The following is a 12,358-nucleotide window of genomic DNA, read 5'->3' as shown; positions in this document are numbered from 1 at the left end:
CAACGGTGATACGCGCATGGCCGAAGTTTTCAGGCGGCTATTGTTGTACGATTCGCCGGTAATTCATCCAGCAGTCGATTATGCCTGAATATATCGGCTGCGGAGGAAGCCCCGAATGCCGGGAAAACAACTATAAGAACGCTTGAGAGACCGAAGGCATGACGCTCCTCAACGAATACGAACGCCGTCAGGTGGCCGAGGCCATTGCCCGCGTCGAGCGGCGCACCGACGCGCAACTGGTAACCGTGTTGGCGCGACGGGCCGATGATTACGCCTACCTGCCGCTGTTCTGGGCTGCGGTGCTGGCGCTGGCCGTGCCTGGCCTGATGCACTGGTTGCTGGGCTGGCCGGGCGTGCGTGGGCTGTTGGTAGCCAATGTGCTGTTGTTCATCGGCCTGTGCCTGGTGCTGCGTAGCCCTCGTGTGGCTGCTCTGCTGATCCCGGCCACCTTGCGCCGCTGGCGCGCCTCGAGCCTGGCGCGCCAGCAATTTCGCGAGCAGAACCTGCAGCGCACGGAGGGGGCCACGGGGGTGCTGATCTTTGTCGCCGAGGCGGAGCGGCATGTGGAAATCCTCGTCGACCAAGGGATTGATCGCCATCTTGATGCGCAGGTCCGGGCGGCGATGGTTGCGCGTTTGGCCGAGCAGGTGCGCCAAGGGCGCACCTTGCAGGGTTTTGTCGAATGCATCGAAGCCTGCGGCGAACTGCTGTGCCAACAGGTGCCTCGCACCCATGCACGCAACGAACTGCCCAACCGTCTGGTGATTCTCGACTGAAGCGGCGGCTGCAGGGGTGTAGAATGCGCGGCATTGCGCATCGCGCCCCTGCTATCCGAGGCACCCGTTTTCCATGTCCGCCAGTACTTCCGCTTCCCCTGCGCCGGATGCGCGCGCCCAGTTCCTCGACCTGCTGAATGCCGCGCTGCGCGGCAGCACATTGGTCAAGCTGGTGCTGGCGCGCCACGTCGGGGCCGATCAGACCTTGCAGCGCATCATCGCCAAGCCGTTGCAGGTGAAGGGCCAGGCCCAGCTGTCGCTGGTCTACCGACACCAGACCCGCGACATCACCCGCAATCTGCCACTGGACCAGGCCCAGGCGCTGGTCGCCGAATTGCTGCCGGCGAGCTTTCGCAACGCCCACCTGTTCGATGCCGACGGCGAAGTGCAGCTGACCTTCAGCAAGAAGGGCAAGCCGATGCTTCAGCGCCACGGCGCGCAGGCACCCCGCGAAACGGTTGCCAATACCGGCCATGACCGCGAGAAAAAACGCTACCTGGAGCTGACGCGGCCATTCCTGCGTGACCTGGGCGTGACCGATGCCCAAGGTGCACTGATCCCGTCGATGTCGCGCAAGTGGAAACAGATCAACAAGTTCATCGAAGTCTTCGACCATGCCCTGGCCAACGCCCCGCTAGCGGCTGACCAGGTGCTGCGGGTAGCTGATTTCGGATCGGGCAAGGGCTACCTGACCTTCGCCATGCATGACTACCTGCGCAATACCCTGGCCCGCCAGGCCCAGGTGACCGGGGTGGAGTTGCGCCAGGACATGGTCGACCTGTGCAATGCCGCTGCGCAGCGCCTGGAGCACCCGGGCCTGGTGTTCCAGTGCGGCGACGTGCGCAGCGTGGTGCCCGAGGCCATCGAGGTGATGATTGCCCTGCACGCCTGCGATATCGCCACGGATTACGCCATCCACACGGGCATCCGCTGCCACGCCGCGATCATCATGTGCTCGCCATGCTGCCACAAACAGATCCGCCCACAACTGCACAGCCCGGGGTTGCTGCAGCCGATGCTGCAATACGGCCTGCACCTGGGGCAGCAGGCCGAGATGCTCACCGACAGCTTGCGTGCGCTGTATCTGGAAGCCTGTGGTTACGAGACCAAGGTGTTCGAGTTCATCTCCCTGGAACACACCAACAAGAACAAGATGATTCTTGCGGTGAAGCGCCGGCAGGTGGGGGATAACGCAGCCTTGCTGGAGAAGATCGAACAGCTCAAGGCGTTTTATGGGGTGCAGGAGCACTGCCTGGAGACGTTGTTGTGGGCGGATAAGCTGATCTGATTACAGCTTGGGGTTTTTAGCGACGAGCTGCCGGTACCTCGATAGCGAGTTCCTCGAACCCCAACGGATGCGTGCTGGCATCGAAGAAGTGCAGCGCCGTCCCGGTCATATCCCCGAACCGTTCGGCGAAGTGCTGCTTCTGGTTGACCACCGATGCCTCGCTCAACGGCCGTATGGCAATCGACAGGTGGTCCGGCCGCGCCTGGCGAATGGCTTCGACCAGGTGCTGGTCAGTACTGTCCAGGTGTTGCCCGAACAGGCACAAACCCTGGCTTTCCTGTGCCAGTTGACCCAACCCCCAGGCCAGGTAATCCGAGCTGCGAATGGCGCGCAGCTTCTCGTCGCTGCGGTCTTCGTTGACGAACAACGGCACTTCGCCCGGAATGTTCACCGCAAAGCCGTCCAGCAGCTCGGCACTGTCGGCGCTGCGCTGGCGGGTGCTGCCGTCGGGCAGCTTGAGCAGGTGCAGGCCGCCGTGCAGGTGCAGCACACGGGTGCCCTCACTGCGGGTGCGGCGTACGTCGAAGAAACCTTGATCATCGAACAGCGCGGCGAAGCCCTGCGGATTATGTTGCAAGGCCCAGGGCAGGATCAGGTCGTAGTTGCTGGTATAGACGCTGCGGTATGCGCGCAAGGCCTGGTTGATCGACGCCAGGGTGGCAGCGGGCATCAGCGGCCAGGGCAGGTGCAGGGTGCGAATGGCGTGGATCAGGCCTTCCTTGATCGAGTAATAGCGGTTCAGCGGCGCAGTGGAGTTGATGGCCAGGGCGGCGTTGGCGCGCACGGTGTGGTTGAGGGTACTCAACACTGGCTCGAACAACTCGGTGCCCAGCGACTTGAACAGGGCCTGGTCGCTGATCGCCAGGCCCTTCTTGCGCCCGGCGCGTTGGGCTTCCTCGTACAGCGAGAAGTAGCCGAACGGTTTCCACAGCGCACGACTGGCGCCGTTGCCCAGCAGCAGGGCTGGGCACGGGTGGCGCTGGTTGAGGTCTGGCCAAGAGGCGAGGCGGGCGTCGAGAGCTGGCATGTGCGGTCCGTTCGGTGGCGCGGGAAACGGCGGGGACTTTAGCATGTCATGCAAGGTGGGCGAGGGTTGGTGATCAGATTTCCGCCTGTTGCGTCCTGATCAGCGCCAGGCAGAAAAGAGGTTACCGAAACGTCCGCGATAGTGAATCAATGGGCAAGTGCCCTGAGGACATGGTCAGGGTCGTTGCGTATGGCACGTAGCAAAGCCTTGGCCGGCCCGGTAGGCTCCCTGCGCCCTTGCTCCCAGTTCCTTAGCGTGGCGACCTGAACATCGATCATCTCGGCGAAGCGCACTTGGGACAAGCCGGTCGATTTGCGTATGCTCCTGACCTGCAGTGCATCAATCTCGACTTCTCGTGAGGGCACACGCTTACCTTGAACGATTTCATCCATCTGCTGGACGCTTTCCATCAGCTCTTCAAAAAATTTGCTCACGTATGCCTCCAGTGCTCGATGATGTTCTTCAGTGCCTTGCGTTGCTCTGCAGACAAGTCAGATTGTTCATTTTTCGGAAAGATGTAGAGCATGGCAATCTGTGAGCTTGAGGTGAAGTGGTAATAGATGACCCTGGCTCCGCCACGCTTTCCATGGCCGCTGGCAGCAACGCGAAGCTTGCGTAGGCCTCCGGTGCCTTCGATCAAGTCACCTGCATCCGGCGCGCTCATCAGCTTTACCTGCAGTAGCCGATAGATGCCGTCCTCCAGGAGTTCTTTCACTCGCTTGGTGAAAATGGGGGTTTCGATGAAGAGCATAGCAGGATGTGCGCCAATGGCGTAGTCGCTGGTCGCCCGACGCTACGGAAAGGAAGATGTCCCAGCGTTTATTCTGCGTGGGATGACGAGGCTAGCGGATGGTGCACTGGCAAGCAGATCGTCCTTTTCCGGCTCCGCTGTAGTCCGCTTCTTTATTTAACCACTGGCTCCTTGCGACTCCTGTTCCGCCAAACCCGATAGGCCCGTATCCCCGCTCGCACCGAGCCGAACAGCAGTTTGTCTTCCATTTCCCGCGCTAGCCCCGAACGCACCAGCATGCGCAGGAAGGTGCCGCGTGCGCGGGCGATGGCGAAGTGGATGCCTTGTGCCGTCAGGGTGTCGCGCACTTCGCGCAGGGCGGCGATGCCGCTGACGTCGATGCTGCTGACCGCTTCCGCATCGAACAGCACTGCCTGGGGCTGGGCCTGGCTTTGCACCGCTTCGAGCAGGCGCATCTTGAAGTAGTCGGCGTTGAAAAACAGGATCGCGTCGTCGAAGCGGTATACCACCAGACCCGGCACGGTACGGGCGTCCTTGTGCTTGCGGATGTCGACCTGGCCTTCGGTGCCCGGCAGCCACCCGAGCACGGCGTCGGTGGGCTGGTAGATGGTGTAGAGCAGGCGCAGGATCGCCAGGGTCACGGCAAACACGATGCCCGGCAGCACGCCCAGACCGAGCACGCCAACCGTGGTCAGCAGGCACAGCCAGAACTCGAAGCGGCTCAGGCGCCTGATGCTGCCCAGCGACTTGATGTCGATCAGGCCCCAGCCGGCCATCAGCAGCACGGCGCCCAGTACCGCCTGCGGGATCCACGCCATGGGTGCGGTGAAGAACAGCAGGATCAAGGCGATGACCAGTGCGGCGATGATGCCGACCAGCTGGCTCTTGCCTCCGACCATGTCATTGACTGCCGTGCGCGAGTCGGCGCCGCTGATGGCAAACCCTTGGGAAATACCGGCGGCCAGGTTGCTCACGCCGAGGGCGACGAACTCATGGTTGGCGTTGATCGCATAGCCGTGCCGCGCGGCGAAGCTGCGCGCGGTGAGCATCGCGCTGCAGAAGCTCACGGTGGCGATGCCCAGGGCATCGCGCAGCAGGCTCTTGGTTTCACCGAGGTTGCTGTGCGGCCAGGCGAGCGTGGGGATGCCGGATGGCACGGGCCCGAGAATGGCGACGCCAAAACGGTCCAGGCCGAGCAGGCCGACCAGCAACGTAAAGACCGCCACGGTCACCAGGGCCGCTGGCAGGCGCGGGTAGCGGCGCGGCAGCCAGACCAGCAGCGCCAGCCCGGCCAGGCCGATGGCCAGGGTCATCCAATGGATCTCGTTCAGGCGCTGGAAGAAATTAACCACGCTGAGGATGAAGCCGTCACCCTCGATCTTGAACCCCACGACCTTGGACAGTTGCCCGGCAATCAGGCTCAGGCCGATGCCGTTGAGGTAACCGATCAAAATCGGCCGCGAGAAGAAGCTGGCGATGAAACCGGCGCGCGCCAGGCCAGCGACAATCAGCATCACCCCGACCAGCACGGTGACGATCACCGACAGCTCGGCGATGCGATGCGGGTCGCCCATGGCCAGTGGCGCCACGGCGCCAGCGATCATGGCGCAGGTGGCAGCGTCCGGGCCGACCATCAACTGCCGCGAGCTGCCGATCAGGGCATAGACCATCATGGGCAGCACGCAGGCGTACAGGCCGTATTGCGGCGGCAGGCCGACGATCTGTGCGTAGGCGATGGCGATGGGGATCTGGATCGCGGCCACCGATAGCCCGGCCTGCAGGTCGGGCTGGAACCATTCACGACGGTAGTGCAGGAGGTTGGCAAGGCCGGGTAGCCAGCGGGAGAGAAACATGCGTCGTCCTTTCGAAATGTTTCACGGTTCCATGAAGCATATGCGCCCCACGCCGTTTCGCTTGCAAGCGAATTGAAGCGAAAGGTATCGAACGCGGCCATGGGCCATATCAATGAAAGGGCAGAATCGAAAAAAGGAGCCTTGGGCTCCTTTTGACAGCGATGACGTTGCTGAACGCCATGCGGGGAAATGCAAGATGTGGAGCGGGTAGAGGGAATCGAACCCTCAACTAAAGCTTGGGAAGCTTTCGTTTTGCCACTAAACTATACCCGCGTATGCGCTGGACTTTTTACCAGAACCCTCCCCAAATTAGAAGCCCAAGTTATAAAAAAGCTGGTCGGCGCCCCGTGACCTGCGGGTGTCGGGTACGCGGCGCCGATGCGCTCAAATGGCCAGTGCATGCTGCCCCTGCTGCCCCTGCTGGATGTATGCGTAACTGCGTTGACGGGCCTCGCGCACGGTCGGCTTGAGGAACCCGAGCATGGCGTTACGGGTGTCATCACAGGCTGCCTTGTGTTCCATGTCGAGGAAGTGGCCAGCGTCGCGGATCACGCTGAACTGACTGTTGCCGATATGCTTGCCGAATTCCCGGGCATCTTCGACGGTGGTGTATTCGTCGCGCTCGCCGTTGATGAACAGCACCGGGATGTCGATGTTGCGTGCGCCGTTCAATGCCCGTTGCAAGTCACGCTGCAGCACTTCGTTGATGTGGAAGTGCATCTGCGCGTACTCATGGCTGTCCAGGCCGCTGACATGCCGGTAGTTGAAGCGCTTGAACAGTGATGGCAGGTACTTGCCGATGGTGTCGTTGACCAGGTTGCCGACCTGGTAGCGATCACAGGCGGCCAGGTACTGGCAACCACGTTCGAGGTAGTCGCGCATAGGCTCGTTGATGACCGGTGAGAACGAGCTGACCACTGCCTTCTTCACCCGCCGCGGCTGGTGCGCCAGCGCCAGCAGCGTGCAGGCACCGCCCCAGGAGAAGGACATGACGTGATCGCACTGGAAGCGCTCGATCAGTTCGAGAAGGATCTGCGCTTCGTCCTCCTTGCTGATCAGCCGTTCCTGGCGGTTGTGGGGCTTTGACTTGCCGGCATAGGGCTGGTCGTACAACACAACATTGAAATGCGGGTGCAGGTTGCGCACCGTCTGGGCGAACGAGGCAGTGGTGGCCAACGACCCATTGATCAGGATGATCGTCTTCTCGGCCGCATCCGCGCGATAGAACTCCGTGTAAACCCGATACTGACCTTGGATATCAAGTACAGCGATTTCTGGCCTCATGTCATCGACTCCTGGCGCAAAAAGGGTAATCGCGTCACCTAGGGTGCACGTTCTTTATGACAGGTAGGCATTCGCCTGAATAAATCGGGGAGCCCTGTGTCGATCCTTGGCACATGTGTCGACGATATTGTTGTGGCGGGCAATTTGCCGTGCCCCAAGGCATCTGGGCTTCGGGTGGCCGGCAAAAGGTGCCAGGAACCGCAGGCGTGACTGGTTGGTCACTCGCGGACTGACAAGCTAGGAGTCAAGCAGTGGCACAGCGATCCCGCAAGTGCCGTTTGCGCAAATTTGTGACTCGGGCCGCTCAGCGGTCGTATGGCGGTATTACGGCATTCGGACCGAAGCGATTTCATCGGCTGTCAGGGCCCTGAATTGGCCAGGTTGCAAGCCCGGATCGAGCTGGATCGTACCCATGCTTTCGCGATGCAGGCCAACCACCTTGTTGTCGAAATGGCCGAACATGCGCTTGATCTGGTGGTAGCGTCCTTCGACGATGGCCAGCCGAGCCTGACGCGGGCCGAGGATGTCGAGCCGGGCGGGCAGGGTGGTCAGGTCTTCGAAGGCGAAATAGAACCCTTCGCTGAACTTGGCGACATAGTGCGCGCCGATCTCGTCTTCGGTTTCTACCAGGTAATGCTTGGGCAGCTTGGTGGCCGGTTGGGTCAAGCGCCGCGACCATTGGCCGTCGTTGGTCAGGATCATCAGGCCGGTGGTGTTGAAGTCCAGGCGCCCGGCGATGTGCAGGTCCTCGCGCAATTCGCCGGGCAGCAGGTCGAGCACGGTGCGGTGCTGCGGATCATGCGTGGCGCTGACGCAGCCCGTGGGCTTGTGCAGCATCAGGTAACGTGCGGGGCGGCCGGCCTGCAGCAGTTGCCCGTCCACTTCCACGCGGCTGAATGCCCGCACCTCTGCCTTGGGGTCGCTGACCACTTCATGGTCCAGGCGCACACGGCGCTGCACCAGCAGCAGGCGCACTTGCTGTCGGTTGTAGCAGGGCAGGTTGGCGAGGAAGCGGTCGAGGCGCATGTAAGTCTCTGATTAATGGGGAAACTGTGGGAGCGGCAAACTTTTAGAATTGAGCAGGATGGTTGCTCCCACTTGCAGTTTTCAGTTGCTCTTCCACAGCGGCGCAGCGTGGGCACAGGCAAGCCTTGTCGCGCAGTTCGGCAGGCAGGGCCTGGAGTACGGCGGGGTCGATGGTCACGCCATAACACCAACAGGCCTGGGTGGCGCTGCGAGGGTCGGCCAGGCTGCACTGGTTGAGGGCACCGCAGGCGGGGCAGTGCTGGTTGTCATTCATGTCCGGTTCCGGGTGTTTCACTGCAGACGCGGTTGCGGCCGGCCTGCTTGGCACGATAAAGCGCACGGTCTGCGCGAGTCAGCAGGGCGTGCAGGGTATCACCCGGCTGCAAGGCGCTCAGGCCGATACTGGTGGTCAGGCGTAAAGGTTGGCCTTCGTAGCTGAACGTCAATTGCTCGGTACCACGAAGGATCTTCTCGGCCACGTCGATGGCCTGCCGGCCCTCGGCCTCACGCAGCAGCACGATGAATTCCTCACCGCCCCAGCGGCAGAGTATATCCGACTGCCGCAGGCTGCCCTGCAGCACGTTGGCGAACTGACGCAGCACTTCATCGCCTGCCAGGTGGCCATGGGTATCGTTGAGCACCTTGAAGTGATCGAGGTCGATCAGCAAGGCGACCAACGGCGCGCAATCGCGCTGGGCTGCCAGGAGGGCCTGCGCGGCCAGCAGGTCGAAGCTGCGCCGGTTGGGCAGCCCGGTCAGGCTGTCGAGGGTTGCCAGCGCCTCGGTACTGACTTGGTGGCGCCTGAGCATGCCGTTGAGCAGCAACAGAACGATCAGGGTGATCATCGCGCAGATCACCAGGTTCAGGTACAGCGAGTGGCGGATAGGGTCCAGGGCTCCGGTCTCGCGCTTGTCAACCAGCAGGTACCAGCCCAGTTCGGGCAATTGCCGTACATTGAGGAAGTGGCTGTGGCCTTCGCTGTCCTTGTACTCGTGGCTGCCTTCGGTGGGGGTCGGGCGCTGCGCCAGCAAATCGCTCAGGTCGGCATTGTCCGTCAACGGCTGCCCGATCTTCAGGCCGTAGGGGCCTCCCTCCGAGCCGGTCAGGATGACCTTGCCCTTGGCGTCGGTGAAGAACACAGAGCGCTGGTAGCGGCGCTGGTACTTGTCGATCAGCTTGATCACCGCGTTGACACTCAGGCCCACCCCGGTGGCGCCAATGAAGCGTTGCTGGTAGTCCAGCACACGATAGTTGATGAACACCGCCAGGTTGTCCTGGTTGGCCATGTCCAGGTCGACGTTGATCTCATACGGCGCATTCAGCTCGCGCAAGCGGAAGTACCACGCGTCGCGCCAGGTGTCCGGTACCACCTGTTTGAGAATGCCCTTGGCCTGGTAGTACGTAAGGGTGCGGTCGGAGACGAAGAATGAGGTGAAGGTGTCCTGCTTGCCCATGACCTCGCCAAGAAAGCGAGTGATGCGCTGGGTATCCTGCTCACCCGCCAGTACCCAGTCGCGCAGGAAGGTATCCTGCGCCATCATCGAGGCGATCAGCACCGGGCGGATCAAGTCTTTCTGGATTTCCGAATAGACGGTATCGGAGGTGAGCGGCAGTTCGGTATTGATGATGCCGTCGCGGATCGTGCTGCGCGAGGCGAAATAGCTGATCAGCGAGGTGGCGAGGAAGCCGCAGGTCAGCAACGACAGCAAGGCGAGGATCAGCGAGCGCTGTGAAAACAGGGCGGAGCGTGCGGGCATGATCTTCCCATGTTGTGTGCCGGGGCGCTCATTCTATTGGGATGACACGTAAATGACTGCATGTTTTTAAGGGTTATTTCGACCTGTATCAATTTGTTGCTGAAATGGCACTGCACCTGAGTGCCGTTGTCTGATTCATTGTCGATGAACGCATTTGCGTCGACGCTCGCCAGCGCCGCTGTTCGAGCACCCCCAGCGGTCCAGGAGGCCGCCATGTCCTATCGAATTCTGTTGATCGCCCTGCTGGGTCTGATGACGTCCGCCTGTGCGCCCTATTACGAGGGCGGTGGCTATTCCCGTTCCGAATACTATTCGACCGATCGTTATGTCGCGCCGGGGTATTACCGCTATGACCGCTACTATGTGACGCCGCAGCCGCGCTACTACTACCAGCCGGCGCCCCGTTACTACCGGCCGGCACCGGCTCCCTATTACCGGCCGGGCCCGACGCCGGGCATGAACCAGTGGCATGGCAATCTACGCTACGACTACGGCAATCGCCAGCGCTACGACTATGGCCGGGATCGCGACCGTCATGACTATCGCGATGGCAGCCAGCGCTACCAACATGATCGCTGGCATTCGAACAACCGCGGGGACGACGACCGTCAGTCGGATCGTGGGCGCGGAAGGGACCATGACTGGCGCCGCTGACGGCCTCATGCCCCCAGGTCGGCCAACGGATGCCGACCTTCCCACACCTTGGCAAAATGCGCCTCGACCACCGCCGCTGGCACCTGCGCCACATCGGGCCAGTGCCAGCGTGGCTGGTTGTCTTTGTCCAGCAGGCGAGCGCGTACGCCTTCACTGAATTCCGGGTGCCGGCAGCAATTGAGGCTCATGCTGTATTCCATCTGGAACACCTGGGCCAGTGACAGATGCCGGGCACGTCGGATCTGCTCCCAGACCAGGTGCGCCGTCAGCGGGCAGCCTTCATGTAGCCGTTGACCGGCTTCGGCCAGCAATGGATCAGCGTGATGCTTGAGGTTTTCCAGGGCGCGCCAGGCGGCAGCCGGGTCGGCCACATCGAGCAGCTCGTCGATCACCTGGCGCCGCGGCAGCCATTGCGCCGCTGGCAGTTCGGCCCAGGCGCGATGCTGTTCGGCCTTGAGCAGGCTGTTCAGCTGCAGGTCGGTCTGCTCCTGCCAGTTCAATTGCAGCAGCTCCTCGAGCAATGCCTCTTGCTGTTCCTCGCCAAGGAATCGATCAGCCAGGCCCAAATCGAGCGCATCTCGGGCGTTGATCGGTGCGCCGGTCAGCCCCAGGAACAAGCCGAGCTTGCCGGGCAGGCGGGCCAGAAACCAGCTGGCCCCCACATCCGGGTAAAGGCCGATGCTGATTTCCGGCATGGCCAGGCGGCTGCTTGGGGTGACGATGCGTACACTGGCGCCCTGCAACAGCCCCATGCCGCCGCCCAGCACATGCCCGTGGCCCCAGCACAGCAGCGGTTTCGGGTAGGTATGCAGGCGGTAATCCAGGTGGTATTCAGCGGCAAAGAAGGTCGCAGCCAGGGCAGGGACGCTGCCGGGGCGGGCCAGGCAGGCCTGGGCCAGCGCCCGCACATCGCCGCCGGCGCAGAAAGCCTTGGCACCATTGCCCCGCAACAGCACACAGACCACCCCAGGGTCGCTGGCCCAACTGTGCAGCTGGTCGCCAAGCACTTCGATCATCGGCAGGTTGAGGGCATTGAGCGCCTTGGGGGCATCGAGTGTGGCGATGCCGATTCGGGCGCCATCGGCGCCGGTGAGTACCTCGCAATGAATGGCCATGGGCTACCTCGCACAAGTCATCCCCCAAGTATGGCCTGCGTGGCCGATCATGCCGGTCGTCGGTCGGATCGATTGACAAGGGCAAGTGGCTTACCTAGTGTCGCGCCATTGTTTACGGATGGCCCCATGACTGAAGACGATCGCATCAAACTCGAACCCAGCTGGAAGGCTGCGCTGCGCGCCGAGTTCGACCAGCCCTACATGCAGCAGCTGCGCGAGTTCCTGCGCCAGGAGTACGCTGCCGGCAAGGAAATCTATCCGCCAGGGCCGCTGATCTTCAATGCGCTCAATTCCACGCCGCTGGATCAGGTCAAGGTGGTGATCCTCGGCCAGGATCCGTATCACGGCCCGGGCCAGGCCCATGGTCTTTGCTTCTCGGTGCAGCCGGGCGTGCCGGCGCCACCTTCTCTGGTCAACATCTATAAAGAGCTGCAACGTGACCTGAACATCCCGATTGCCAGCCATGGCTACCTGCAGAGCTGGGCCGAGCAGGGCGTGCTGCTGCTCAACACGACCATGACCGTAGAGCGCGCCAATGCCGCCTCGCATGCGAAGAAGGGTTGGGAGTCGTTTACCGACCGGATCATCCAGGTGGTCAGCGAGCAGTGCCCGAACGTGGTGTTCCTGCTGTGGGGGGCACACGCCCAGAGCAAGCAGAAGCTGATTGACGGCACCCGGCACCTGGTACTCAAGTCGGTGCACCCGTCGCCGCTGTCGGCCTATCGCGGTTTCCTCGGCTGCGGGCACTTCAGCCGCACCAACAGCTTCCTCGAACAGCGTGGCATGGCGCCCATCAACTGGGCGTTGCCACCACTGTGAAGATGGGC

Annotated in this window: 13 protein-coding genes and 1 tRNA gene; 4 read left to right on the top strand and 10 right to left on the bottom strand. The window is 62.2% G+C overall.

The annotated features are described in order from the left end of the window. Positions 1-158 precede the first annotated feature (158 nt). Together ACQKPS_RS15595 and ACQKPS_RS15590 are read left to right on the top strand one after the other, a co-directional pair. On the top strand, positions 159-776 hold the full coding sequence (locus ACQKPS_RS15595; RefSeq protein ID WP_427604768.1) for a TPM domain-containing protein: 618 nt from the start codon (positions 159-161) through the stop codon (positions 774-776). Positions 777-849: 73 nt separating this feature from the next. Further along, positions 850-2,064 carry a class I SAM-dependent methyltransferase gene (locus tag ACQKPS_RS15590; RefSeq protein ID WP_427604766.1) on the top strand — a complete coding sequence of 405 codons (1,215 nt, stop codon included), beginning with the start codon at positions 850-852 and terminating at the stop codon, positions 2,062-2,064. A 16-nt stretch (positions 2,065-2,080) separates the two neighbouring features. Here ACQKPS_RS15590 and ACQKPS_RS15585 read toward each other — a convergent pair whose 3' ends face one another. The 9 genes from ACQKPS_RS15585 to ACQKPS_RS15545 all read right to left on the bottom strand — a co-directional run bounded on the left by ACQKPS_RS15585 (position 2,081) and on the right by ACQKPS_RS15545 (position 9,762). After that, positions 2,081-3,091, bottom strand: a complete 1,011-nt coding sequence (locus ACQKPS_RS15585; RefSeq protein ID WP_283723744.1) for a DUF4917 family protein — start codon at positions 3,089-3,091, stop codon at positions 2,081-2,083. Positions 3,092-3,237: 146 nt separating this feature from the next. Then, positions 3,238-3,525, bottom strand: coding sequence for a NadS family protein (nadS, locus tag ACQKPS_RS15580; protein WP_254481238.1), 288 nt, complete (start codon positions 3,523-3,525; stop codon positions 3,238-3,240). Then, positions 3,522-3,842 carry a type II toxin-antitoxin system RelE/ParE family toxin gene (locus ACQKPS_RS15575; protein WP_254481237.1) on the bottom strand — a complete coding sequence of 107 codons (321 nt, stop codon included), beginning with the start codon at positions 3,840-3,842 and terminating at the stop codon, positions 3,522-3,524. Before ACQKPS_RS15575 ends, nadS begins: the two co-directional genes overlap by 4 nt. A 152-nt stretch (positions 3,843-3,994) precedes the next feature. Continuing rightward, positions 3,995-5,695 (bottom strand): SulP family inorganic anion transporter, encoded by a 1,701-nt coding sequence (locus tag ACQKPS_RS15570; protein WP_254481236.1) that lies wholly within the window; start codon positions 5,693-5,695, stop codon positions 3,995-3,997. Positions 5,696-5,894: 199 nt separating this feature from the next. Next, positions 5,895-5,968 (bottom strand) — tRNA-Gly (locus ACQKPS_RS15565). 111 nt (positions 5,969-6,079) lie between these two features. Beyond that, positions 6,080-6,979: an alpha/beta fold hydrolase gene (locus ACQKPS_RS15560; protein WP_427604764.1), complete on the bottom strand. Its 900-nt coding sequence runs from the start codon at positions 6,977-6,979 to the stop codon at positions 6,080-6,082. A gap of 324 nt (positions 6,980-7,303) precedes the next feature. Then, positions 7,304-8,005 (bottom strand): pseudouridine synthase, encoded by a 702-nt coding sequence (locus tag ACQKPS_RS15555; protein WP_427604762.1) that lies wholly within the window; start codon positions 8,003-8,005, stop codon positions 7,304-7,306. Between the two features lie 43 nt (positions 8,006-8,048). Continuing rightward, entirely contained in the window at positions 8,049-8,279 is a 231-nt protein-coding gene (locus ACQKPS_RS15550) for a cysteine-rich CWC family protein (protein ID WP_427604760.1), read from the bottom strand. Then, positions 8,272-9,762, bottom strand: a complete 1,491-nt coding sequence (locus ACQKPS_RS15545) for a sensor domain-containing diguanylate cyclase (protein WP_427604757.1) — start codon at positions 9,760-9,762, stop codon at positions 8,272-8,274. Before ACQKPS_RS15545 ends, ACQKPS_RS15550 begins: the two co-directional genes overlap by 8 nt. Before the next feature lie 213 nt (positions 9,763-9,975). Between ACQKPS_RS15545 and ACQKPS_RS15540 the strand changes: the two genes are divergently transcribed. Next, positions 9,976-10,416 carry a hypothetical protein gene (locus ACQKPS_RS15540; RefSeq protein WP_427604755.1) on the top strand — a complete coding sequence of 147 codons (441 nt, stop codon included), beginning with the start codon at positions 9,976-9,978 and terminating at the stop codon, positions 10,414-10,416. Positions 10,417-10,421: 5 nt separating this feature from the next. On the opposite strand, the gene ACQKPS_RS15535 is transcribed toward ACQKPS_RS15540, so the two are convergent. Then, positions 10,422-11,531, bottom strand: a complete 1,110-nt coding sequence (locus ACQKPS_RS15535) for an enoyl-CoA hydratase/isomerase family protein (RefSeq protein ID WP_427604753.1) — start codon at positions 11,529-11,531, stop codon at positions 10,422-10,424. 126 nt (positions 11,532-11,657) lie between these two features. Between ACQKPS_RS15535 and ung the strand changes: the two genes are divergently transcribed. After that, positions 11,658-12,350 carry a uracil-DNA glycosylase gene (gene ung / locus ACQKPS_RS15530; RefSeq protein ID WP_186601325.1) on the top strand — a complete coding sequence of 231 codons (693 nt, stop codon included), beginning with the start codon at positions 11,658-11,660 and terminating at the stop codon, positions 12,348-12,350. Positions 12,351-12,358: the final 8 nt, after the last annotated feature.

The organism is Pseudomonas sp. NPDC086566 (assembly GCF_050280885.1).
Taxonomy (GTDB): Bacteria; Pseudomonadota; Gammaproteobacteria; order Pseudomonadales; family Pseudomonadaceae; genus Aquipseudomonas; species Aquipseudomonas vlassakiae.
This window is presented reverse-complemented; position numbering and strand designations above follow the sequence as displayed.